Genomic DNA, 25641 nt, shown 5'->3' on the forward strand with positions numbered 1-25641 from the left:
CATGAACCAATTATTAGCCACTACATTAATCACAAAAGCAGAACAAAAAGCAGAGGAACTTGGTGTTAAAGTTTGTATCGCTATTACCGATCAAGGTGGACACCTTAATGCTTTTCGCCGTATGGATAATGCGTTTTTAGGATCAATTGATGTAGCGGCTGGCAAAGCAAAAACCTCAAGCCTCTTCCCTATCCCATCCGGTGTTTTCGGCAAACTGATTAGAGAGGAAAATCTCTTAGGTATGGAAAATTCTAACGATGGCCTTATCGGTTTTGGCGGAGGGCATCCCATTTTTGTTGATGACGCTCAGATCGGTGCGATCGGTATCTCAGGTGCCACTGAAGCGCAAGATACAGCCATTGCAGAATTTGCAGTAAAGGAAACAGAACTGAATGGCTAATATCAAATTAAGCATTGTCGATCAGTCCCCTGTTCATGATGGGAAAAACCAAGCTGATGCATTAAATGACAGTATAAAATTAGCCAAGTTAGCGGATGAACTAAATTATCACCGCTATTGGATTGCTGAACACCACTCAACCCCTGCTTATGCCAGCTCAGCCCCAGAAATTGTTATTGGCCAAATTGCCGCCAACACCAAACAAATCAAAGTGGGTAGTGGCGGCGTTATGCTCTCCCACTACAGCCCTTACAAAGTTGCGGAAGTTTTTAAAACTCTAGAAGCCTTTCATCCTGGTCGAATCGATTTAGGTGTTGGCCGAGCACCGGGGGGATCAGAAGCGTCAAGTATAGCTTTAGCTTATCCACACAACCCATTAGCATCTGACCATTATCCTCGCCAACTAGAAGCCTTAACCGCTTTTATTGACGATTATCAGTTTGCAAACCAACACCCATTTTCAGACCTCACAACGACACCTATGGGTGGAAGCTCCCCAGCGCTTTGGACCTTAGGTTCAAGCGATGGCAGTATAGATTTAGCGGCATCCATGGGATTAGGCTTTGTATTAGCCCTCTTTATTGGCACCCACGAGCGGTCCGCTGATATTATAAATCGCTACCGTAAACTATATCGACCACGTACAGAAAATGCCCCTCAATCGGGACCCGCCATTATCGCCAGTGCCGCCATTGCAGCAGAGACAAAAGAGGAAGCTGAGCTTTTAGCTTCCTCACATACCTACTGGAAAGTCTTAGCCTTTCGCCATGGCATTCGTGAAGAGGTTAAACCTCCTGAGGTCTGCCTAGACCTAATGAAAAAACTCTCACCTTCTGATCAAGCTTACTTCCATGAAACACGGGATAGCATCATCACCGGCACACCTAGTGAATGTAGGGCTAAATTAGAAGAGCAAGCGAACTACTATGATGTAGACGAGATGATGGTTGTGGCTGTAACCCACAGTTTTGAAAAACGCTGTGATAGCTACCGTAAATTAGCGCGGGCATTCAGTTTATAACCCGCACTGAATGAATGGACTAAAAACATTCAATAAAAAAACCGACTTAGACATTCACTAAGTCGGCTTTACACTCACGTCACTTACTTATCAGGTAGGCTGAAAACTAAAAGACTATCACCGGTTGGATAACCTGCAATTTTATTTCCCCCAGCCGCAACGGCAATATATTGCTTCCCTTTGATTGAATAACTAATCGGAGGCGCATTGACTCCGTACGATTGTTTAAATGACCATAATTTTTTACCGCTATTTTCATCTAAGGCAAAAAATTCACCATCTCCTTCACCACTAAAAATCAAACCACCCGCTGTCGATAGAACACCACCTAACATAGGTAACCGCGTTTTATGTTGCCATTGGATTTTACCGTCTGTCAGCGCAATCGCTGTTAACGTACCAAATGCTGGTTCATCACTAAACTCAAAATAGGTATAGGTTTGCCAAGGTAGCTCTTTATTTACATTTAGCGGTTTCCGATAATAAGTCGCCGGCTTATGAATACCGGCAATATACACTTGCTGCTTGGCCTGATTAACAGATACCGGTGACCAATTACTCCCCCCCGCAATACTTGGAGCAATAGTCACCCCTGCTGCTGAGGGATCAGCAAATAAGTTTATTTGCGGTACAAAGGCTTCCGATTTATACAGTAGCTCCCCGGTTTCTCGGTTTAACGCATAAAACCAGCCCGTTTTCCCTGCTTGCCCCACGGCTTTAACTCGCTCACCATTAATGACTGTCTCAAAAAGCACAGGAGGACTTGAAACATCATAGCCCCAACGATCATGTGGTACCTGCTGAAAAGCCCATTTAAGTTCACCACTTTTACTGTCAATAGCAGCGATACTCGACGTATGTAAATTATCCCCTGGGCGGGTAGAGCCATCCATATTAGGGGCTGGGTTACCTGTCCCTATGTAAAGCCAACCACTTTCTTCATCTATCGCAGGCGTACTCCAAATAGAGCCACCGCCTAATTTCCAGCTTTGGCGAAAGCGAGCCTCTTGTGCTTGCTCATTTTTTATATCTCTATTGAGCAATACACCATCGACTGTCATTTCTCGCCATTGCCCTACCCAACCTTCACCATTAATGCTGTACCAACGCCACAACTCCTTTCCTGTTTGACTATCAAATGCAGCAAGAAAACCTCTCAATCCAGTCCGACCATCACCTAAGCCAACAACCTTTAAACCTGAATCAGTATCTAAATGAAGCCCATACCCTGCCCCAGTGCTACCAATAAAAACTTTATCGTCATACACTTGAGGTGCCATATTAAAGCTATGACTGGTTTCACCAATCACTTTCGCATTGCTGCCTAGGTTAACGCCTTGTAAAAGCCCTTTCATACTCTCAGGTGTCGATAACGCAATATCTTCCACCTCCACTTTCCACAAAACAGCGCCCGTCTCCTGATCCAATGCAATTAAATATCCATCAATCGTCGCTTGAAAAACGGCACCGTGATTCACTGCTACCCCCCTATTCGCAGGGCCGCAGCAACTTTTCTTATGTTTTAGTGTATGTTTGTAACGCCAAATTTCCTTTCCATTTTCAGCATCTAAAGCCACAACGTGATTAAAAGGCGTACTTATATAGAGCCGATTTCCTATGTTAATCGGAGTGGTTTGAAAACTTGCTTTAATGCCAGTGCTATACGACCAAGCCAATTTGAGCTGGTTAACATTGTCAGCATTAATTTGAGATAATGGGCTAAAACGCTGATTTGATAGCCCGTTACCATATGTCGACCAATTAGAACCACCTCCATACGCGTAACCTCCTGCGCCTAACATACAGACCAAATAGAGCATGAGCCTATTCATATTTACCCCCTTAATAATTGTTTACTATCAATACCCCCTTAATTAACTCCCTCCTTAATTATATTAAAAGAGCTACCCGTTATACTTATCATTAGTCAGGTTAAATAAGCGTCCTAGCACCCTAGCACACAAATCAAGCTAATTAAGAGAATATACTTTGCTACACAGTCTATACCAAAGCCCACATCACACAGCGGGTATTTAACCCGATAAACATCGCTTAAATTGCCTATTAGGCTGAATGAATCCGGTAAATCTCTGCGGACACACTGGTATATATACATATACTAGGCCGAACTAGAGCGCCTTGCGCTATTTGCTATGCAAATTGGGGAAACTGGCAGAAGGCTTTTAGGGTTTTGAGATTTGGCTCGCTCGCTCTTTCCTCACCTCTTTCATCTGAGAAATAAGCACAATAAGCGAATTTTGGCACAACACAATAAGCGAACAACAGCACATAGAAGCACCTCGATAAAAGCAATATGTATGTTTCTTTTTGCTGCTAATACCACAAGAAAAATTGAATGCTGTGCTGGCGATACTGGCCGAGGATAATCCGTCATCGACTGGGGCACCAGCCAAGCCAAACGGGAAAAGAACAGAGTAACCTGCTGGCCGATGATCCATGGCAGGGGTTGCTGGGAGAGAATGAATGATCGCAGATGCCAACAATGGCCAAAGCGATGAAGTAAATGTTCTACAGCTCTCGATTCATGGCGTGCTGATCGGCTATCTCAGGGTTTAAGAATGGTCGCAATGTCTTGAGCATTGCAGACTCATTTAAAAACGATCCTGAGCGCCCGATATTTAGCCTGATTACTCATCCCGCGTTTCCGAATGCGACAAAGATAATGGCTGACCCATGGGCACGGAACCAACGGCCTTCGCCCGGGGTTACATGAGCTGAGTCCGACGAGCATCTCTTGTCTTAGTATTAATTTAAGCAAGCTTCAGACGCAAAAAAACCGACTTAGAATTAACTAAATCGGTTTTCTCTAATTTGGTAGCGGGGGCTGGATTTGAACCAACGACCTTCGGGTTATGAGCCCGACGAGCTACCAAGCTGCTCCACCCCGCATCAATGTGGGGCGAATAGTATAGACCGCCTTAGACTTTAGCAAGCCCTATTTCACGCAAATGCAAAATAAATGAAATAGAGATAAAAGGTTGATTACTATCTGATCAGAACTTCATGAAATGGATATTTTTCGCACAATCGATCCAATATCTGCGGGTTCTACTGGCACCTGCTCAAAATATAGCTATTATTTAGCCCAACCTGTTTTGATGCAGTTTATCATTGCAATAAATGCAACAGAACAACCCATATATATCATTTTACGCGACGCTTTAATTCCATTAGAGTATCGCCATAATTAACCAGCTTTCGGGTTTCACCCGACATAATTAATACGGAATTTGGAAATGTCTAACAACTATTTCAATACACTACCTTTACGTGAGCAGCTTGCACAGCTAGCTAAATGTCGTTTTATGTCTATGGACGAGTTCAGCGATGGTGTTGAAGCGCTTAAAGGCAAAAAAATAGTCGTAATCGGCTGTGGTGCACAGGGTCTTAACCAAGGTCTTAACTTACGTGATAGTGGTCTAGATGTTTCTTACACCCTTCGTGCAGCTGCAATTGCTGAAAAGCGCCAGTCTTGGAAAAACGCGACAGAAAACGGTTTTGTTGTGGGCACATACGAAGAACTTATCCCAACAGCTGATGTTGTATTAAACCTTACACCTGATAAGCAGCACACGCCTGTTGTAAACGAAGTCATGCCACTTATGAAAAAAGGCGCTTGCCTATCTTACTCTCACGGTTTCAACATCGTGGAAGAAGGCATGAAAATCCGTGAAGACTTAACCGTAATCATGGTTGCACCTAAGTGCCCTGGCTCTGAAGTTCGCGCTGAATACGTGCGTGGCTTTGGTGTTCCAACACTTATTGCTGTTCACGAAGACAACGATCCTAAAGGCGAAGGTCTTGCACTTGCAAAAGCATACGCTGTAGGTACAGGCGGCCACAAAGCAGGCGTTCTAATGTCTTCTTTCATCGCGGAAGTTAAGTCTGACCTTATGGGTGAACAGACTATTCTTTGCGGTATGCTTCAGACCGGTTCCCTACTTTGCTTCGACAAAATGGTTGAAGAAGGTATTGATTCTGGTTACGCATCTAAGCTTATTCAGTATGGTTGGGAAACGATCACTGAAGCACTTAAATACGGTGGCGTGACTAACATGCTAGATCGTCTTTCTAACCCAGCTAAGATCAAAGCATTCGATCTTGCTGAAGAGTTGAAAGAGATCATGCGCCCACTTTACAACAAGCACCAAGATGACATCATCGACGGTACTTTCTCACGCGTTATGATGGAAGACTGGGCGAATGATGATAAAAATCTTCTAGGCTGGCGCGCAGAAACGGCTGAGACTGCTTTCGAGAAAACTCCTGCAGGCGATGTTGAAATTTCTGAACAGGAATTCTTCGACAACGGTATCCTTATGGTTGCGATGGTTAAAGCCGGCGTTGAGCTTGCATTCGAAACAATGACGGCTGCAGGCATCATTGCTGAATCTGCTTACTACGAATCACTACATGAAACACCGCTTATCGCTAATACAATTGCGCGTAAGAAACTTTATGAGATGAACGCAACAATCTCTGATACAGCAGAATACGGTTGCTACCTATACAACCACGCATGCCTACCGCTATTGGCTGATTTCATGAAAGGCATTAAAACTGACGTTATCGGTAAAGGTCTAGATACAACAGACACCGGTGTAGATAACGCTCGCCTGATTGAAGTAAATGCTGCCCTACGCAGCCATCCAGTAGAAGCCATTGGTGCAGTTCTACGTGGCCATATGGCTGACATGAAGAAGATCGTATAATTATTTGATAATTATGCATTTTTATTCATAGAATAAATAAAAGTCAGGGCCTTTGGTCTTGGCTTTTTTTTTCGCACTAACGTAAGTTGTTCCACATTTTTTTGACGAGGAACGGTAGAGTATTGACCCAAATACTTCCGTCACATATTGAAATGAAAAGCATCAAAATAGAAAATTATACGGCAGCCTTTGGTGAGTCCTTCACCTTAAACAATATTAACTGGACACTTGAGCCAAACCAACACTGGGTTATCACTGGCGCTAACGGTTCAGGTAAATCTGCCCTATCAGCTATTTTGGCCGGTGCGGGCCATAAAGTCAGCGGCTCTATTTCAGGCCTACCTCAGCATATTGAAATTGTATCTTTTGAAGCCCAAGCCGAGCTAATTGAGCGTGAGTTGAAAAAAGACGATGCTGACATCATGGATGTAATATCCGAAGGCACCCCCGTCAGAGAGATCCTTGAAGAAGGCAAAGCACTTTACCCTGAATTTGATAGCGCCTTACTTGATCAGCTAGTTGCCATGTTCAAATTAGAACCGATGTTGGATCGTAGCTTTAGAAAGCTATCAACGGGCGAGACGCGTAAGATAATGCTGATTCGAGCATTAGCAAACAACCCTGACCTCATTATTCTTGATGAACCTTTTGATGGGCTCGATGCGGCCTCTATGCAACTGTTGCAAAGCTTGTTAAAAAGCAAGATCGATTCCATAGCAATGGTGCTCGTGCTCAACCGTTTTGACGAAATTCCCGACTTTATTACCCATATTGCCTACACCGATCAAGGCAAGCTTCAACACAGCGTTGATATCAATAACAAACAGGCTTACGACGACCTTTACCAACTGCTTCACTTAAAAACAACTGAGCTCTCAGTGCCTGCGACAGATCTTTCTGACCGCCCGCCTTCACTCAACCCCAAAGATCCTCTTGTGCGCCTAAAAAACATTAAAGTCGCTTACGGCGATGCCACTATTATCGACGGTCTCAATTGGACCATTGAAGCGGGTCAGCATTGGCAATTAAGCGGACCTAACGGTAGTGGCAAAACCTGTTTGCTCAACTTAATCACAGGCGATCACCCTCAGTGCTATACCAATGATATTTTTGTATTTGGTATGCAGCGTGGACACGGTGAAACGATTTGGCAGATCAAACAATATATTGGCTACGTATCCACCGCCCTACAGTGGGAATACCGTGTCAGCATAAGCCTACGTAACGTCATTCTATCCGGTTTCCATGACAGCATTGGGGTCTATACAAAAAGTACAGACAAGCAAAAAGCGGTTGCAGACCAGTGGCTAGCGCTGCTCGGCATGAAAGATCGAGCTAACGAACCCTATAATCAGCTTTCGTTCGGTGATCAACGCTTATTGTTGATCGCACGTGCAATGGTTAAACACCCTACGCTGTTGATTTTAGATGAGCCCTGCTTAGGCTTAGATGATATCAACCGCCAGCTTGTTTTAGCGTTGATTGAAAAAATATGCACTAGTGGCGACACCACCGTACTTTATGTCAACCACCATGCAGAAGATCAAATTAGCGGTATAACCCAGTTTAAACAACTTGAAAAGCTCGATGCACAATCATCTTAACGCGCTAAGACCACGGATGGTTCTTAACACGCAACTCAAATAAACAACGCAAATGAACAATTATTGAACTTTTATTCCTTTATCTGATCATAGTCACTATCAGATTGTGGAGAATAAGCGATGTGTAGTTCACCTAAAACAAATCATAGAACCGTTAGTCGGTCAGGTAATTCAAGCTTACACCTTAGCAGTGCACAATATGCCTCTTACGCCAAAGTAGCGAATGCGGCATTTGAACGAAGAAAACAATTAAAGGTGGAAAAAAACGCCAGTACCCAGAAACAACCCTAGTCAACATCGGGTAAAAAACAGCAGACAAGCGGATTACTTCAAATACTGACTTCGACTCAAAAATGCTATTTAAGTGATCGAGACCCGACAATTCAGCCCCATTGAAAAAGATTGATCAGGCGCTAAGGTTTGTAGATTATCTAAAAGATGCGCATTTTCCAAACAAAGCATCTTATGGAAAGCTTGATCAGCAAAATTGCTTAACCTTTTAGCTTTCTCAGCCCACGGGTTCCAAACAACAAGGTCTGGTGCATTATGGCTTGTCACTTCAATTTGGCGTACAAAACCGGGATCATTAATCAGCACAACACCGCTCAAATTCTTATAGATGCGATCGACTTCAGATGAGACGCGTAAAGGATTATTAGAACAACTAAGCCGCCAATCCTTCAATGTATCTATATATTCCACACCCTCTAGCCCTAAGACCTCAACCCTCTCAATACCGGCAATATTAAAATAACTATGCAGTGCAGAGGTAAAGGAAAATGCCTTATCTCCCGTATTTATTACTTCAAAGTTCATAGAAAGAGAGCGACCGACAGTCACCTCTAACTTTAATAAGGCTGGAAACGGCCAAAGATCAGATGGCTGTACATCTAATTCCAGTTTAATCAGGGTAGTTTCACTATCAATTAACTTAACATCAGCTAAGCACCACTCTTGATCACGAACCAAGCCATGAGCGGGAACAACATCCAATGATATTTGATCTTTTACCTGATCCGGATTCTTAGCTAAATCGCCAAACCAAGGCCAACAAATAGGAATTCCCCCACGAAGCGGCTTACCCACTTGATAGTCGCATTGATCGCTTAACCAAAGCAAAGGACGCTCACCCGCTTGTTTGTATTCAGCAAGCTGCGCTCCTTGAAGAAAAATAGTGGCCGACGCAGCTTTATTCTTCACACTAACCGCAATAAGCTGCTTATAGATCTCAATTGTTACACCTTTCAGAGCACCGTATTCCGCATACAACGCCTGAACTTTGTCCGCCAAATTCATATAATTTTCCGTATTAAACTTATACCCACGATTCTACTCTTGAGATTAAATAAGATTAAGCCCTAAAAACAGGTAAATAGATGCCAAGTGCATAATAAACCTTAAAAGAGATAAATAACCTACACTTAAACTGGAAAGAGGCATCTATTAACTTTATGCTGAATCACACATTCAAATCTATCCAGGCACTATGCAACATAACCCTTTATTATTACCTATCGCAAAAATCCTTAGGGATTCTCCTCAAGCGATCAGCGAATATGAACTCTTTCAACAGTTAGCCTTTGATGATAACGACTTAAAGCTACCCACAGACCCTTCCGCTGATTTAACCTTATTCCGTCGCCACTTTTTAGTAATGAATGCTCTTTATCAACTGCAGCCTGTCTTTTGGGAAGAGGGATTATCCCTATCTATCTCCGCATTAAAAATAGAACTCAGCCCCAGACAAAACACAGCCGATAAAACGCTAACCTCTCCAGTCTCTGACGAAGGTATACGCTCTTACTATCTTGACTGGAATGAATTTTTAAAAAGCGATCAAGAAAGTGTTGATACTCTTCTGGATAGTTTCTGGCAACGTTATTACAAAATTGATGAAGCAGAACACGCTCTTGCCACTTTAGGGTTAAAGGGTGACACCGATACAAACAGCATTCGTCGAAGATACCAACAACTAGCTTCCCAACATCATCCCGATAAAGGAGGCGACCCAGAACAGTTCATTAAAATAAGAGAGGCATACGAAGTGCTTGTATGCATAAGACAATAGTCTCTTTATACTTAATTCCATGAGTTGCTGATAGAGCTGTACAGCTTCCCTTAAGTTTCACGCTCTAAAATACCCTAGGTCGACACTTGTAAACCCCATCCAGGAGGAACCATGGTTATCACAAGTAAAGGTATAATCAAACTCAGCTTCATCTCAAGCGCTATTTTGTTAGCGGCTTGTAGTGGAAACAATCCACAAGTCCAATCATCCCCTTATTCAGCAGCAGAATTAGAACAAAGAAACAAAGAACTCGTTGAACGAGAAAAAGCCGTTGCAAAACGTGAAGCTGAAACTCAGCAAACATCCGATGGTAACGAACTACTTCCCCCTAATGCTAAGCCCGGCGAATGCTATGCCCGTGTTTGGGTAGAGCCAACCTATCAAAACTACACAGAAACCTTACTTGTTAAAGATGCGAGTGAGAAAGTCGACATCATCCCTGCATCCTATGAAAAAGTAACGGAACAAGTACTTATTCAACCTGCTAGCTATAAGATGATTGCCGTTCCTGCTCAATACGAAACAGTGACTGAGCAAAAGCTGGTAAAAGAAGCCAGCACTCAGTGGTTGATCGATCTAAAAAAAGGCAGCGCTCCTGCCAGTCAAAAACTACTTGATGCAGCCAGCGAACATGGTATCGATCTAGCAGCAGCACAGCCTGGAATGTGTTTCCATGAACATTACCTTCCTGCAAAATTTGAACAAGTAAATGAACCTGTTCTTATTCAAGAAGAATATGAAGTGGTAACCACCCAACCCGCTGAATTCCGTTGGGTTGAGAAAACAGTACTGGTGAAAGAAGCCAGTACACGTATTGAAGAGATCCCAGCTCAGTACTCTACTGTGACAGAACAAGTGATCGACGTACCTGCCCACACTATTTGGAAAAAAGGCACGGGTCCAATCCAAAAAATCGATGCGGCAACCGGCGAGATCATGTGCCTAGTTGAAGTACCTGACACCTTCAAAACGGTAACTAAACGCGTTCTATCTTCACCTGCGACAACTCGCACGATTGAAATCCCAGCTGTTTATGAAACCGTTCGCGTACAAGAGCTAGTTTCTGAAGCAAAAGAGGTGCGTACAACGGTACCGGCTAAATACAAAGATGTACCTGTCACGAAGAAAGTCAGTGATGTTGCTTTTGTATGGCACGAAGTACACAACCATGAACACCCAAGAGAAACACGCACAGGTAATAAGATCTGTTTAACTGAGCAACCAGCTCAGTACAAAACAATCAAACGTACTGTAGTAGCAACGCCTGCGACAACGCAGAAAGTTGAAATCCCTGCTAAATACGAAACTGTAACAGTGACCAAACTAGCGTCAGCAGCTAGCGAAAACCGTACAGAAATTCCAGCAGAGTACGAAACCGTTTCATTAAGCAAAATAGATAAAGATGGCTATATGGAATGGCGCTCGATTCTTTGTGAAACCAATATGACGCGTACTACCATCATGGATATTCAACGCGCTTTGGCTAGCAAAGGCTATAATCCCGGTAAGATTGATGGTGTTGTAGGACGCGAGACGATGAGTGCGGTTAATGATTTCCAACGCGACAATCAGTTGCCTACGGATAAATACATTAATATAGAAACAGTAAAAGCGCTTAATGTTTCCATTTAATAAACGTTAAAAACCTTTAGCTGGAACCAAAGCCCCTACAAAAGATTAGCTGTCATTTTGTAGGGGCTTTCTTGTAATAATCAACGTTTACCTAATGCTCGCTTTTTTGCCCTGCGTTTTTGTGCACTTTTTGAGTTCTTTCGATTCACCTCAATCACCCGAGTAAAATCTGGCTCGAACCCCTCTAACCACTGCTGTGGTAAACGCTCATCAAGAAGAGCTTCAACCTCTTCTAAAAGATAGTTTTCCTCCTCAATAAGCAGAGTAATCGCTTTTCCCTGATGCCCTGCTCGTCCTGTGCGGCCTATACGATGTATATAATCTTCTGGTTTATACGGCATCTCAAAATTAATCACCGCCTCCAACTGCTGAATATCCAGACCGCGTGCTGCCACATCCGTAGCAACCAGCACATTAACTAAGCCCTTTTTAAAATCAGACAAGGCCTGTTCACGAGATGTTTGTGAACGATCCGCATGTATAGCCTCAGCACAAAGACCCGTTAAGCTTAATGCCGCAGCAATCTTGTCTGCACCCTGCTTTGTCCGGCTAAAAATCAAGACCTGCAGCCATCCCTGCTTAGCAATAAGGTGGCCAACCAAAGCCAACTTACGTTCAGGATCACAATTATAAACAACCTGCTGCACATCAAGAGATCGACTATTACGCTGATCCACTTCGATCAATTCAGGCTTATGTAATAAGTTTTTACTAAATTTATAGATGTTATCGCTCAAAGTGGCGCTGAATAACAATGTCTGTCTGAGTGTTGCCTCAGGTCTAGATTTAGGCAATTTACTCATTACCGCTTTAATCTCATCCTTAAAACCCATATCCAGCATTCTGTCAGCTTCATCTATCACTAGCACTTCGATGGTCGATAACTTAACCACCCGCTTTTTAATGAGATCAAGTAAACGTCCAGGGGTCGCAACAAGAAGATCAATCCCCTTATTTATTTGATTCACTTGAGGGGCTATTCCGACCCCACCGTAAGCAACCGCCGATCTAAATCCGCTACCTTTGGCATACTTTTTAAAACTATCATTAACCTGTTGAGCCAGTTCACGTGTGGGCGCTAAGACAAGGATTTTTAATACTTTTTTAAGGTTATCAGTATCGTTTAGATGCTCATCCTCGCTGAGAATTCTATTTAGCAAAGGCAAAGCAAAAGCGGCGGTTTTACCTGTGCCCGTTCGTGCCCCAGCTAAAAGATCACGCCCCGACATAATCACAGGAATCGCCGCCGCTTGAATAGGCGTCGCCTCACTATAACCCGCACTCTCGATTGCATTTACGATAAGAGGATTCAGACTCAATTCTGTAAAGTTCAATTATTTACCGTCCCGCTATCCCGTTGCTCAACTACCAAGGATCTTCATCGGTAGTGCCAACGCCTCATTACCACTCTGCGCCAACACCCAAATAACCGCGCATAAGCCCCCAACCGTACTAAAATACCAAACAGCCGATACAGTCTGACCATAACGATCTAAAGGTAGCAGATCGCTTATATGTCGACGCTTCCATTCAAACACAATCTCAATACTGCCGATCGCTAATAAGAAACCTAACAATGTCATATTAAAATAGTAACTGAGTACAACCCCAGCAATAGCACCTAAAGCACAACAAACTAAACCTATAACAGAGTTCACTGAAAAAGCGATACTCTTCAAAATATGCCCGCCATCTAAAGGTAAAACAGGTAAGAGGTTAAATAAGTTTAATAGCGCATTAAAGGCAGCCAAACCCGCAAAAAGCTCTATATCAGTCAACCAATAAACAAGCAAACATGCACAGGAGAGTAATAGCCCAAAGAACGGCCCCATAATCGATATATAAACGTCCTGCCAACGGGTATTAATACGATCATCTGACAGGGCTAAGCCCCCTACAAACGGAATCAAATAGATCCCTTTTGTTTTCAAACCAAAACGCTTCATCGCACGAATATGCCCATACTCATGAAACACTAAACAAAGTATCAGGGCAATCGCGAACTGTATCGAAAACAGCCAGGTATATGCTGCCAAACTACCTGCGGCAAAAAGAACTTTCAGAACCTTTGCACTTTTAAAGAGCTTTAACCCTAAGGAACCTATACCTAACCAACTCACTTTATTAGGCTGCTTCGGACGAGGCTCTATCACTTGAGCTTCTATATCCTTTTCACTCCGCTCACCTTGGCTGAGAAGCTCGTCCCTCAAACCATCACTTAGCTGTAATGAATAACTTAATGCAAATGGCTGCCATGTTAATTCAAGCTGAAGCACGCAATTGAGCTCTTGCTCCCCCGCTTTTAACTGGAAACTATGTAGAGAGGATGAGGAAGGGTCTGCGCTAGCATCATGCTGAGACACCAACTGATTATCCCAGTACAATGCCTGCCAACCGGCCATAGATCCTTCTAAACGAAGCTCACGGCCTAAACAATCGATCTTGAGTAACTGCAAAGAAATGCTCGCTGCAACCTAATGAATAAGCGCGCATTATGTAGCATCTAGAACAAGCAAGAAAGCTCTTAAGCCTAAGTCTTAACCTAAAACGCTGAGCACATACGATGATAAGTGAAAAACAAAAAATGCTCTCGGGATTACCTTTCAACGCACTTGATCCTGAACTTGTAAAAGAACGCAAACGCGCCAAAGCTCTATGCTTCGAATATAACCAGTTACACCCAGATCAAAAAGGCATGCGCCAACAGAAATTAAGTAAATTATTAGGCCAAGGATTCAAACCTACGATTGAACCTAACTTCCAATGCGATTATGGCTATAACATCCAGCTTGGAGAGAATGTATATATCAACCATAACGGTACTATCCTTGATGCAGCTCCCGTTACTATTGGCAACAATGTGATGATAGGCCCCAATGTTGTTATTAGCACTACAACTCATCCATTGCAGGCCTCAGAGAGAAAGAAAGGTACAACTGAAGCAGCAGCAATCACAATTGCTCAAGATGTTTGGATAGGCATGGGAGCAACAATATTACCCGGTGTGACTATAGATGAAGGCGCTGTCATCGCAGCAGGATCAGTTGTAACAAAAGATGTAGCTAAACAAACACTGGTCGCCGGTGTACCCGCTAAAGTGCTTAAGATGTAGCGCCGCGCGATAAATAAAACCAAGCTGCGCGATAAATACTAGATTTTATATTTTCAACGTAGTAAAAAAAATTTCATTATATGTATTCATTCTCTAATAGGACACATTCAGCATCTGATATGTGTCTCGAATACAGTGTCATGTACGCTATATCAAACTCGCCGCCGGCAATTGCTGTTGTACGCTGTAATTTACCAATGTGCATGTTGTCAATGCTAGATATATCACCGAACCACGCGCCAGTGTCAGAGCCAGCTGTAACGGTTTTAGTTGTATTAACGCCGCCAATTCTAAATGACGTACTAGACCCCGTTGTTCTGATAATTACATGCGTCCAAGCGGACGTACTGATTGCATTAGATGTGTACACATTAACGCTATTACTGACAATTCGAGATTTAGAAGTGCTTGGATCGAAATTAATCGATAGAAATTTATTGTTTGAAGATATGTCCGAACCAGTCAGTATTTGCAATACACTAGAAAACGAAGCGGTTCTCACCGCAAAACTAGCAGTACCGGCGCCCGCGCCTAGCGCAGACGCTAACGATGTTGGGAGTGTTAAAAACGCACCAGCGCCCGTTGTTATGCCAGCATCAGTGCCCGCAGGGCCGTCGCCAGCTTCAACAAACGAAGAGCCACTGTTTGTCGCATCATAATTCTCAGTCTCGTCATCGTAATCTCCGCTAAAAACATATCGTGCAATAAAATCACTCGGTATCCCTCCGATTGAAGGGCTGTCTTTTAGCGATGCAGCCCTCAACATTGTTGCTAACATTATGCGTGGCCTCCAACATGTGCGGCATAGAGTGTCGAACCAACTTTCCAGAACACAATTACGTCATTAGCGCTATAAGCTGGCGCACTGTCCACCCAAGTTAACGCTGGCCACGTGGGTGCATGAGTGCCACCGCCTGCTAAATGCAGTATTAGTGATTCTCCGCTGCTTATAGAGATAGTAAATGTCGTATCAGTTGATAACGTAAATAGCTGAATCTCACCGTTGCTGCGCGCTAGCGCTGAATTGCCCGTTGCATCATAAACAGTCGCAGTGCCGCTTGGGGCGCTTAATCCCACATAAGTTGATAACTCAGTCAGCGTCATTATATACGACTTATTACGTTGCTGGACTGTAACACTCGTGCCAGCTGATTCATCTGTCGTAATGTCAATGTCGATCACTAACTTTGATGCATTAGATGAAACAACAACTTGCTCTCCATTCAACTCACTCGACGCATCGACAAAGCCGCTTATATTTACAGCGGCACCAACAGGAATTATAGGCAAGCTGTTTGCGGAATCGTTGATACTATTATCTGATGCAGCGGCAGAAATCGTGCTAGCAGTATATGCAGTTCCTGCCGGTCCTTCGATAGCGACAATTTCAGTGCCAGAGATGCTGGAACCCAGTCGTGCAGATAGATCTGAAAACTTCTTGCTCACAGTTAAGACCCCGTAATTAAATATTGACCATCGGCAGTGATGAAAGGCTCACTATCTGCCGTTACTAATAAATCGCCATCAAGCAAAATAACTGCATTGACTGACTGTAATGAATCTTCTCCGCCTCGAACGGTCCAAACTCTCACATTAATTGAGCGGCTTCCGATAGGTGCTGCAGCGACATTCAGACTATAAGCACCCACCAACCCCACATCAGTGCTTAGCCAATTTGCAGTGATCAGATCTCCATTGGCATCATATGCATCTGACTCCACTCTGTATGTTGTGCCATTCTCTGGTCCATAATCTGTATCATCGTAGTAAGCGATTACCTGATCCGACTGTGTTATTCGGTCACGGTGTCTCCACGTTAACTGAACGGTTGACGATGTGGGCTGAACCATTGCCGCAGGATAGACGCCATCAATTTTGAAGTTAGCCGCTGGATACGGTCGATTAAATCGCCCACGCATTAACAAATCATGGTAGTTATACGGACCTAAATAATAGCCATTCCCGTTTTTAGGTGCGCCATAACCTTCAACCGTTTCACCTGGTAAAAACTCAGTATCTGAATTAGCTGAAAAGGTTCCAACGAAGTAAAGTACAGTTCCTGCAGTGATTGGGCGTGGAATAGTATCTATTACACCCCGTTTAACAGTAATACTTGTATCGCCATCACTGACGGTTGCGCTTAATGAAACAACCTCTCTAACCGTGTCAGCGCCATCACCAACCAAAATTATTTGATCTTCACGAACTGAGTCCATGGCGTCTAGAGGTAATACAGGGATAATAACTTCAGAGGGGTCGTCGACATCCGTATCAACAACCGCTATTGGAGTAAAATCGGCTGAAATAGAAAATTCACTATCGGGATTTTGGACAGCGCCGTCAGGGTAAACATACAAGTCATAGTTAATATGAGCACCGCTTTCTGGGCGAGCACCGGCAAACCCAAAAAAACTAGATGTATCATTTAGCTGAGCAATCGCTGTTTCGCCTACCTGCTTAACAATCAACAAATACGGCAATTCAAACGCAGTATCATGACTAAAGGACAACGGATCTCCTACTGGATCAACCCATTTTGTTTTAGCAGGCAGTGCATATGCAGAATACTCGTGGCCAAAAACATCTTCCCCAAACTCAATCGTTATCTCACCAGAAAGTGCCCCGGATTCTTTACGATTAGTTACTCGGCAAATCATCTCGCTGACACCGCTATCTAGATCAGTCAAACGGAACAAATCACCCGGCTTTAAATTAAAAAATTTACGGTTTGTTACGATTCTTCCTTTATGAAACGGTCTACTAAATCGTGCTAAATCACGCAGCCCAATTTGCAACGCAACGTTATCGTTTGTAACACCGGAGTACTCCATCGTTTGGCTAACAATATGGCCAACCATGTTGATCGCCGCGGTATCTTGGAGTGTCAGAGTCGAATATGAATTAGTTTCACGATTCCAATATTTAACAATGATCTGATTAACCAGCTCGTAATCGCTAGGGTTAGTTATTTGCTCTAGAGTTGAGTTTGTTTTATCGAGTAAGGGCAATGTTCCAACATCATAATCCCCCCTAATTAACTTAATTTCCTGCAGCCCTGTTTCTGGATCTTCATATCGCACAGCATCTATGTGACGCATGACCTCATCGATCATCTCTGAGTAGGGTATTTCGTCACTAAAAAGAAAAGATAGGCCCAAGCCTTCATCAAACAGCGTATCTGCAATACCACTGTAGGACGTACCAATCTCAGGCTCAGGAAAACCAGCACCCCAAACGGTGTCGGTCATAATTTCGCGTATGATATGAGCAGGGTTCATGTCGCCAGCTGTCGCCGCCGCACTTGCAACTATGTCATCAAACAATCCCGTTCCTGCGTGACTAGACGAGTCGTGATCGTTTTCAAAATGAATGCTAGTTATCTGATTAAGAACACCGACGGGTATTGTGACTTCACCAAAAACTTCTTGAGTTGAATAATTAACAACTTTACCTAAAAAGAGCTCGGCTTCATTAACATAATCAACTGTTACATAGTACCATGTGTCTATATCTACAGAGCCTAAACCGACAGGATAACCAGCAGAACCTGAAATATCAGTAAAGCTAAATGTAGGTCTTCGTAATACGTCTACAGACTCATCTCTTCTAGTGTTAAATGAAAATACTGTATTAAAACTAGAGTCACGAAAAACTAGACCAGGGCTATCGTTAGGACCAAAAGACAACGCTTTAAATTTAAATGATATGTGCTGCAGCGGTCTATTGGATGTGTTTAATACTATCGTTTTATATGCGGATATGTGCACACTCGTCAAATCTGGCCCGGTACCCACAAAAATAGCAGGCCCGAAATCATCATCGACTATGCCAAAATCGCTCATAGAGCCCTGGCCTATAGCGCTAGGGAAATCATAATAACTGTATTCAGATAGTGACTCGCCGGTAAATGATTCTCTAAACGTCTCACCCGTTAATGAAAAATTTAAAACCTCAGCTTTCTCATCATACCACTGCTCACTACCATCAGAGCGAGTATGAATGCGTTGAACTAACCAATTAACCGCTTTCAAATATGGGTTATTACCCCAATAAAACTGCTTTGCGATCAAACTGACAACACCACGAAACCCAGGGACAAAACCACCTAACTTCGTACTCAAATAGCTATTAATAGGCTGCTCTGGATATCCCATCCCTACATCTATAGTCCCCTGAACACCGCCTTCGCGTTTATCACCACCCAACAAACTCGGTTTATTAACAACCATCTGACCATAGCCTGTGGAACTGCCAGACTCTTCACCAATCCAGCATTCGCGATCGGCATACTGCATATCAATAATTTTATCGGCAGGGCCGTGGCACAACGTAAAGTGCACGCCAGAATGATATTTATAGCCAACGGTCTGTTCACCACCTTTGCCGCCACCCATTATTCAACTGCCTCCCGTTCTGCCAGTTCAGCGGCTTTAATCGCCAAACCACAACCGGTAGCGCGTAACTCAGACGCGGGAATACCTGCCCTAAAACGCCGAATATCTATACCATGATCGTCACACCAAACACGCACCCTAGGAGCACAGTACTTCAGCTTGCGCAGGTCTTGAAATGTCACTAAAACTTCGCTCATTTCTTACCACCACCGGACTTAATCGGAACCGTCTTAATATCGCCGTACCATGCCACATTAGGCCCGCTGATACGCCGAGTACCAAACAAGATAGGGATAGGCTGGCCCTCTTGCGCCGTAGGTACCTCAAACTTCTCAGCAGATGACTTATGCGCCTGTTGAGGCTTACCTAAAATCAAACTAGTAACCGCTTGCAGCGCTACCGAGATGATAAACTGAACCCAAAATCCCATATCTTCACCTACACCAATGAATTACCTTCAAAGGGCCCCTTTGGCGGACCAAAATCAAACCCACCGTAGTTTTCAATATTGTTAAATTTACTGCTGCAGGTAGCATCTAATCGATCGCAACCGGGGTACAACGTAACCTCAGCTAATCCACCCACATGGTCATAATTACGTTGATATGCACTGACAACAGCAGCCGCTTCTAACTGCGCACCCCATAGATAACTGCTCCCAAAACCCGCTTCAGCGTAATACAGGAAAGGAGAGCTCTGGATTACATCATCAACAGCACATACCAGCGTTGCGGTTATCGTAATTCTGTACCAACCATCACCCATATCACTAATGCTGTTTGACGTATCAGATACACCCGCAGCGTCCAGTACACTATCGAATGCCAAAACATTCCCAGTCCACAGCCACTTCACACAGTACAAATCATCGCTGGTCTCATTTTTAATCTGCAGCGCTATATACGGCGCATCGTTTTCTTTAACATACACACTCAGGGTAAATGCAACGTTATTAGTCTCAGTAATCGCCATACTTTGATAAATTCTAGGAGATACCGTAGCCCCGTCACCAACCAACAAATCCGCCACTTGGTAACCGCTAGGGGCATTTACCGCATCAGCGGTAATAGAAAGGCCAGCAGCAGACCACGCCGCATTATTCAACTCTTCACTAAACAGCAAACGGTTAACAATACCGCGATCGCTAAGATTCTCAGCCAAGCCAATAATTTCACGATTTAACGTAACGGCAGAGCCCGCATGGCCTGTGATATAGCGCATCACGTTGTTGTACTCAATAATGCCGCCCGTAAAGTAGCCATCCTCATATGCAGCAGCTTCATTAATAACCAGCTGCGTAGGCGCAGACACAGCAATAGCATGTGCGGGTTTTGCCCAGTTGGCTTTATCTAATTGACACTGCCCGTGATATAACGCATGTCGACACTGGCGCTGATAGCGCGCTCGCAGCGCCGAGCGCTTCATCGTTGTGGTCATTCTTTCAATCGACACAACCATATGAGGGTGCTCCCAACTAACCCCCGTTAACCTGCCCGAATAAAGCCCGATAACCTGCAAATCCGGGTCATTCAAATCCACAGCCCGTAGCTTAAATGTAACCGCTGTATCAAAATCAGAAGTGCGATAAATATCAGCAAACGGGTTATCACGCTGAATACGAATAGACAACTGTTTACCGTCATCCGGATTGCCGTCCTCATCATATGTATCGCGTTCAATAGTAATAGAGATATAGGTATCAGCACCGAGTATTAAATCCTGATCAGCAGACGTAAGACGCACAATATCTTCAGGATCATTACCGTACCGAAACTCATAAAGCTCAGCAGGCATTGCACGATAGCCTGTAGTAACAATGTCAGAATAACTCATGTAACAACCTCCACGGTTTGTACGGCCAAGCTGATATTAGCCACGTCGTCAGTAACCCAACTAATCGACAACGTGTCACTCACCAAACGAACCGTATTTACAAAACAAACAAACAAACAATCCTCAGGGCCATAAAGCTCATCCCACGGCTCAACCGTTGCTATGCTCGTTACCCCTAACGTGTAATCGGCCTCGATACTCTGCACGGCAAAGAAAGCAAAGCTCCCATCTCGTTTGCGCAACATTAAATGGCTATGAATCGGCCCCGTAGGCATAAAACGCCCCAGCTCGGTTCCTGCCACCTCAAAATCAGTTAAACCAACAGGCGTCTGCAACTGGAGATCGTTCTGCCACGTAGGCATTAAAAAGGGGGTTTGGCGGCCACGAACTCGATCAAAAAACGCTTGATACCAGCTAACTTCATCACGACCGACTTCTAACGCCGTACCTTTATAGACACGCACCGGCAGCGATGACGTTAATTCATACGTAAACGGGCCGCTCTGCGAATCAACAAACTGAGCTGACCACTGATGTTCAGTAGATACCGCATTATTCCAATTCATTTTACGCAACAGCACTTCCAAACCATCAATGGTTAGCTCTGCCTCAGCAGTCCAACTAAACGGCTCATAACTACCAACCAATCGTTTAAACGACAACGGCGCGCGCATAACAGAACTGGTTAACTTACTTGCACCAATATCACCATTAACGTGCACTCTCCACGCGGGATAAACCGCCGATTTTTTTGACCAATCAGAACTCATTGGCTGGGCTGCCCCCAGCGTTAAACCATCACCAGAAATCGATTGCAACGCAAAAACCTCAGGCTCCTGATTATCGTTAACCAATACCCATTCATCACCGACCTGACTACCATCCCCAACCGGTTTGTCTAACACTAAAACAGACTCCCCAGCATCAACAGAAAGGCTTAAATAACGCTTACTAGGCCAGATAGGCAGCATTAATACATGGGGTTGCAGCGCCCACAGGTAATAATCTAAACGAGCAGAATCGTGCCCGTCCAACAACACCTGGTACTCAATATAATCACGAGGCTTTGAGCGCAACGCTCGTCGTTGTTCGGTACCATCCCGGCTAGTGATAACATCGGTTTTAAACTCCCGTAGCTGCTTAACAGGAGTACTCCAATCTGGGGAAAACGGAAAAACGGCCGCAACACCGGTAGGCAATGTCATTTAACCCTCCAGAATCGCTTTAATCTGGCTTTTTTCAGAGCGGATAGTATTCACAATAGAGCGGGAACCTTGTGTTGTTCCCATTATCTGCTGCGCCATATCCCCAGCATCCAAACTGTTAAATATATTCAGCTCTGTTGCACCACCATTTGCTGCCATGGGTGCCGGTTGAAGCATTTGCTCACTGCCAACTACGCCACCCTCCGCATACCCCTGAAAGCTATTCAGCGCCTGCATGCCATAGCGGCGGAATGATTCCATAAACGGCAGTGCACCGGGCTGCTGCATCACGTCACTTGGCTGAACAAACTCGCCCGCATGGACCACGCCTGCCACCTGATATTTACTGCCTGGTCCGGTCCAGCCGCCGTCCGCATAACCGAACAAACCGCCCAAAAACCCCGAAGAAGACCCCGCTGAATCACCAAACATACTTAGCACTGCTTTTTGTGCGATCATTTTAGCCAGCAGCTCGGTCATTGCATTAGCGACGGACTGAACTAATGACCCAATCGCATCGCGTAACGTCATCGTTCCATCAGCAAGGCCCTGAACAGCCGTCTGAATACCCCCTTGTAAACCCTCTTTTAAAGTAGATTCAAGCAAGGTGCTGGTTGAATGTAACTGCTTAATTTGATCATTTAGTTGTTGATATGCCGCTTGAGCCGCTTCACCAACAGCACCCGGCTGATTAGCCAACGCTTCAAGAATGGGTTTCTGTTGTTCTAGTACTGCAGCTGTTTCACTATGAAGCTTTAATAAGCGCTCCCGCGCATCTAACTCATCAATCAAACCCGCATCTAGTTCAGTTTGGATCGACTGCTCTTCACGATTTTGTTTATCAAAAACCGTATCAATTTCAGCCTGCACCTCATCTAACCGAGCCCTCGCCAATTCAACATCAATCAGTGATTCAATTAGATTTGCACCGTCTGTATTACCGTCGGCTCTTAGCCGCTTCAGGAGATCGCCAAACTCCTGCTCCAGCTCCAACGCACGGGCTTCTGCACTTTTACCGGAGTTCTCCAATAACCGTATCTGAATCCGCTCTAGTTCCTGCGCGTCTTCCATTGCTTGGTTCAGTTTTTCTTGCGTTGCCAATGCCGCATTGGCAGCTCTGGCACGCTCAAGTAACGCACCAGACAAACCTTTCTCAGCTAGCTCATATTCACGGGTTTGCTCTGTAGATAAGCCATAAACCTCAACACTACGCTCAAGCTGTTCTACATACTTCTGCTGGTCTCGCTGGCGAGCGACAATTTGTCGCTGTGCTTCTTTACCTGCTGCAGTAGCCTTGCGCTGCGACTCAGCAGCCGCCTTGTTCGATTCATCCAATTGTTGATTGGCAGCGGCTTGCTCCAGTATCTGCTGACCTAAATCCGAGTGCTCTTTTATCTGGTTTCTCAGCAGGTAAGAGCGGGCCTGCTCAACAGGTGAAAGGTCGCTCAGCTGGCGGAACTGCTTTTGTAATGATTCCAGATACGCTGCAGCTGCTTTTTCTGCGGCAGGGGTATTTTTAGTTAGCGCGTCTCCGGCGTTATCCGCCGCTACTTCCGTTTCACTCAACGCGTGGGTTAATTCGTTATAACGCTGCTCTAGATCACCTACATCACGCCCCTGTTTAACCAGCACCTCCATCAAGTTTAGCAACTGCTTTCTGGTCTTTTCTGGTATGTCTTCAGAGGTTTGTATGGCAGCAAATATGGCATCAAAATCAACAGCAATACCCGCTGCGGTATCCGCTGATGCTTTACGCAATAGCTGAATCGCCTCAATTGATCCCGATGTTAATGATTCGCCAGATATCGCATTCCCACCACCGAGCGTCTGATCAACAGACAGCGCACTCAGCTCACGTGCAGCATCAACCACACGGTCCTTCATTTGGTCAATTTTCTCACTTAGCCTAGTCAGCTCTTGCTGGCGTTCCAATTCAGTCAGCTGGCGCAAACCTTCAACCACTTTATCCAGTGGCTCACTCACGTCTGACAGGCTGCTTTTAACGTCATCTGTACTGTCACGGAACGCATACAAACCGGTGGCAGCAAGCGCCGTCATTGCAATCATACCCACGGGGCCGCCTAAAATACCCAGCACACCTCTAGCCGTTATCGCCGCAGCTGATTGGGCTGCAGCTAAACGTTGTAACGCAGCGGTATGTGCAGCACTAGCGGCTGTTGCAGCACCCGCTGCACGTGCCGAGGCCAATTGACGAGCAGTTGATACAGCATGCGCTTTTGCAGCAGCCAACTGAGCAGCAATATCTGCACGGGTAACTAATATCTGTTTTATTTTACCCGCCGTTAAGTCGGTTACAGCAATCAACGCACGGCCCGCAGTTAATACTAGGGCTGTATCAATCACCGCGCCCAGCAACTCTGTATTATCCGCCATGCTATCAATCACATCCGCAATAGCCGTTAACGAACCCGCTAACGTCGCGCTCATCCCGTTTGTCGTCGACATTGTGCCAACCAATCGAGTAAATGCTTCATTTAGCTCTGTAGCGCCTTGAGCAACAATTTTAACGCGGCCATCAAACTGAGTATCCACTGCATCTTTAGACTTTTGCAGTGCCTCCACTAACTTATCAGCGGTCAACTCGCCCTCAGCAGCCATTTCGCGAAGCTTCCCTATATCAACGTCCAAGCCATCCGCAATAGCTAGTAACAAGGCCGGCGCTTGCTCAGATACCGAGTTAAACTCTTCACCACGCAACACACCCGAGGCAAGCGCCTGCCCAAACTGCACCAACGCTGCCTCACTACTGGCGGCAGAACCACCCGAAACAGCAATGGCCTTGCTGACAGTTTCAGTTAATTCGGCGGTTTCTTTTTGGCTAATATTTAGGCGATCTGCATTCTGTGCAAAACGTTGGTAAACCGCTGCGGTTGAGTCCAATTGCTGGCTGGTTTCACGGGCAATTTCATAAACGTCTTTAGAGGCGATTTGCAATCCAAGCTGGGTATCAGTCACCAAACGCAAACGGTTTTGATACGCAGTCCACGCATCGGCAGAGCTGATAATTTCATTTAACCCAAAGCCTGCGGCAATGGTTAATGTAGCCGCTTTAACAGATGCGGCAATGGTGTTGAACCCAGCCGCTGTTGTGTTATTGGTTTTGTTCAGCTTATCTGCCGATTTTCGGGTGTCATCTAGCGACAAACCCATCTGGTCAAGCTCACTAATCGCTTGATTCAGATCGGCTTTGATTTTTAGCGCGAGAGTAAGGTTTTTATTCGCCATGTCACCATCCTAGAAATTAAAGGCATAGTGACACGGCTATTTAGAAAGGTCTTTTGCACAAGGGCAAAAGCAATAGAAGGGGTAAGCGGTAGGCTAAGCCGCACCCAGCGGACTAAAATCAACAAGGCCAAACTTCATGTTCTCACTATCTGATGGGGAACACATTCCTATCAATCGAATTCCTTCAGGAAGGTCTACATAGGTAAACGCATCGTCAATGAGCTCAAGTGTGGTATAGCAATCGTCATCGTCAGGATCACGAGTATCAAGCTGCTCTGCTAACGTTTCAGTATCGAAAACAAAACCAACTTGTATGGATTGATACCGTAATATCCAATCCGTAGGAAGGTTTAATTGTTGAGCAGCAAACTCAGTTGTTTTCTTATCAAACAT

Annotated in this window: 21 protein-coding genes and 1 tRNA gene; 8 read left to right on the forward strand and 14 right to left on the reverse strand. The window is 44.7% G+C overall.

From position 1 onward, the window contains the following. Position 1 precedes the first annotated feature (1 nt). Both ACOQOE_RS10760 and ACOQOE_RS10765 read left to right on the forward strand, forming a co-directional pair. Complete coding sequence (locus ACOQOE_RS10760; RefSeq protein WP_067867308.1) at positions 2–400, forward strand: GlcG/HbpS family heme-binding protein; 399 nt, start codon at positions 2–4, stop codon at positions 398–400. Further along, complete coding sequence (locus tag ACOQOE_RS10765) at positions 393–1421, forward strand: LLM class flavin-dependent oxidoreductase (protein ID WP_420553960.1); 1029 nt, start codon at positions 393–395, stop codon at positions 1419–1421. The genes ACOQOE_RS10760 and ACOQOE_RS10765 overlap by 8 nt, the downstream gene beginning before the upstream one ends. A gap of 83 nt (positions 1422–1504) precedes the next feature. On the opposite strand, the gene ACOQOE_RS10770 is transcribed toward ACOQOE_RS10765, so the two are convergent. Further along, entirely contained in the window at positions 1505–3253 is a 1749-nt protein-coding gene (locus ACOQOE_RS10770) for a pyrroloquinoline quinone-dependent dehydrogenase (protein WP_067867303.1), read from the reverse strand. Positions 3254–4254: 1001 nt separating this feature from the next. Further along, positions 4255–4331 (reverse strand) — tRNA-Met (locus ACOQOE_RS10775). A gap of 119 nt (positions 4332–4450) precedes the next feature. Between ACOQOE_RS10775 and ACOQOE_RS10780 the strand changes: the two genes are divergently transcribed. The 3 genes from ACOQOE_RS10780 to modF all read left to right on the forward strand — a co-directional run bounded on the left by ACOQOE_RS10780 (position 4451) and on the right by modF (position 7758). Next, positions 4451–4633 (forward strand): hypothetical protein, encoded by a 183-nt coding sequence (locus ACOQOE_RS10780; protein ID WP_420553961.1) that lies wholly within the window; start codon positions 4451–4453, stop codon positions 4631–4633. A gap of 45 nt (positions 4634–4678) precedes the next feature. Continuing rightward, a complete protein-coding gene (gene ilvC / locus ACOQOE_RS10785) occupies positions 4679–6154 on the forward strand; it encodes a ketol-acid reductoisomerase (protein ID WP_067867299.1) in 1476 nt (491 codons plus the stop codon). A gap of 152 nt (positions 6155–6306) precedes the next feature. Further along, positions 6307–7758: a molybdate ABC transporter ATP-binding protein ModF gene (gene modF, locus ACOQOE_RS10790; protein ID WP_420555474.1), complete on the forward strand. Its 1452-nt coding sequence runs from the start codon at positions 6307–6309 to the stop codon at positions 7756–7758. Positions 7759–8118: 360 nt separating this feature from the next. Here modF and ACOQOE_RS10795 read toward each other — a convergent pair whose 3' ends face one another. After that, a complete protein-coding gene (locus ACOQOE_RS10795) occupies positions 8119–9054 on the reverse strand; it encodes a D-hexose-6-phosphate mutarotase (RefSeq protein WP_067867295.1) in 936 nt (311 codons plus the stop codon). Between the two features lie 190 nt (positions 9055–9244). Between ACOQOE_RS10795 and ACOQOE_RS10800 the strand changes: the two genes are divergently transcribed. Together ACOQOE_RS10800 and ACOQOE_RS10805 are read left to right on the forward strand one after the other, a co-directional pair. After that, complete coding sequence (locus tag ACOQOE_RS10800; RefSeq protein WP_067867293.1) at positions 9245–9826, forward strand: DNA-J related domain-containing protein; 582 nt, start codon at positions 9245–9247, stop codon at positions 9824–9826. A gap of 111 nt (positions 9827–9937) precedes the next feature. After that, positions 9938–11458 (forward strand): peptidoglycan-binding domain-containing protein, encoded by a 1521-nt coding sequence (locus ACOQOE_RS10805; RefSeq protein ID WP_082792424.1) that lies wholly within the window; start codon positions 9938–9940, stop codon positions 11456–11458. Between the two features lie 80 nt (positions 11459–11538). On the opposite strand, the gene ACOQOE_RS10810 is transcribed toward ACOQOE_RS10805, so the two are convergent. Then, on the reverse strand, positions 11539–12792 hold the full coding sequence (locus tag ACOQOE_RS10810; protein WP_420553962.1) for a DEAD/DEAH box helicase: 1254 nt from the start codon (positions 12790–12792) through the stop codon (positions 11539–11541). A 27-nt stretch (positions 12793–12819) separates the two neighbouring features. After that, on the reverse strand, positions 12820–13914 hold the full coding sequence (locus ACOQOE_RS10815; protein ID WP_420553963.1) for a site-2 protease family protein: 1095 nt from the start codon (positions 13912–13914) through the stop codon (positions 12820–12822). Positions 13915–14021: 107 nt separating this feature from the next. On the opposite strand from ACOQOE_RS10815, the gene ACOQOE_RS10820 reads away from it, so the two are divergent. Then, entirely contained in the window at positions 14022–14570 is a 549-nt protein-coding gene (locus tag ACOQOE_RS10820; RefSeq protein WP_420553964.1) for a sugar O-acetyltransferase, read from the forward strand. A gap of 76 nt (positions 14571–14646) precedes the next feature. Here the strand turns inward: ACOQOE_RS10820 and ACOQOE_RS10825 are convergent, their stop codons facing one another. From ACOQOE_RS10825 to ACOQOE_RS10865, 9 genes are all read right to left on the reverse strand, one after another. Beyond that, on the reverse strand, positions 14647–15348 hold the full coding sequence (locus ACOQOE_RS10825; RefSeq protein WP_420553965.1) for a hypothetical protein: 702 nt from the start codon (positions 15346–15348) through the stop codon (positions 14647–14649). Further along, the gene (locus ACOQOE_RS10830) at positions 15348–16016 is read right to left on the reverse strand and encodes a hypothetical protein (RefSeq protein ID WP_420553966.1); all 669 of its coding nucleotides are present in this window, start codon (positions 16014–16016) and stop codon (positions 15348–15350) included. Before ACOQOE_RS10830 ends, ACOQOE_RS10825 begins: the two co-directional genes overlap by 1 nt. A gap of 2 nt (positions 16017–16018) precedes the next feature. Beyond that, positions 16019–18964 (reverse strand): phage tail protein, encoded by a 2946-nt coding sequence (locus ACOQOE_RS10835; RefSeq protein ID WP_420553967.1) that lies wholly within the window; start codon positions 18962–18964, stop codon positions 16019–16021. Next, on the reverse strand, positions 18964–19161 hold the full coding sequence (locus tag ACOQOE_RS10840) for a hypothetical protein (RefSeq protein WP_420553968.1): 198 nt from the start codon (positions 19159–19161) through the stop codon (positions 18964–18966). The genes ACOQOE_RS10835 and ACOQOE_RS10840 overlap by 1 nt, the downstream gene beginning before the upstream one ends. Next, a complete protein-coding gene (locus ACOQOE_RS10845) occupies positions 19158–19394 on the reverse strand; it encodes a hypothetical protein (RefSeq protein ID WP_420553969.1) in 237 nt (78 codons plus the stop codon). The genes ACOQOE_RS10840 and ACOQOE_RS10845 overlap by 4 nt, the downstream gene beginning before the upstream one ends. Positions 19395–19402: 8 nt before the next feature. Next, complete coding sequence (locus ACOQOE_RS10850; protein WP_420553970.1) at positions 19403–20797, reverse strand: phage head spike fiber domain-containing protein; 1395 nt, start codon at positions 20795–20797, stop codon at positions 19403–19405. Further along, positions 20794–22002, reverse strand: coding sequence for a hypothetical protein (locus ACOQOE_RS10855; protein ID WP_420553971.1), 1209 nt, complete (start codon positions 22000–22002; stop codon positions 20794–20796). Before ACOQOE_RS10855 ends, ACOQOE_RS10850 begins: the two co-directional genes overlap by 4 nt. After that, entirely contained in the window at positions 22003–25248 is a 3246-nt protein-coding gene (locus ACOQOE_RS10860) for a tape measure protein (RefSeq protein ID WP_420553972.1), read from the reverse strand. Between the two features lie 93 nt (positions 25249–25341). Continuing rightward, positions 25342–25641, reverse strand: a complete 300-nt coding sequence (locus ACOQOE_RS10865) for a hypothetical protein (protein WP_420553973.1) — start codon at positions 25639–25641, stop codon at positions 25342–25344.

The sequence above is a fragment of the Neptuniibacter marinus genome (assembly GCF_965223595.1).
In the GTDB taxonomy this organism is placed as follows: Bacteria; Pseudomonadota; Gammaproteobacteria; order Pseudomonadales; family Balneatricaceae; genus Neptuniibacter; species Neptuniibacter marinus.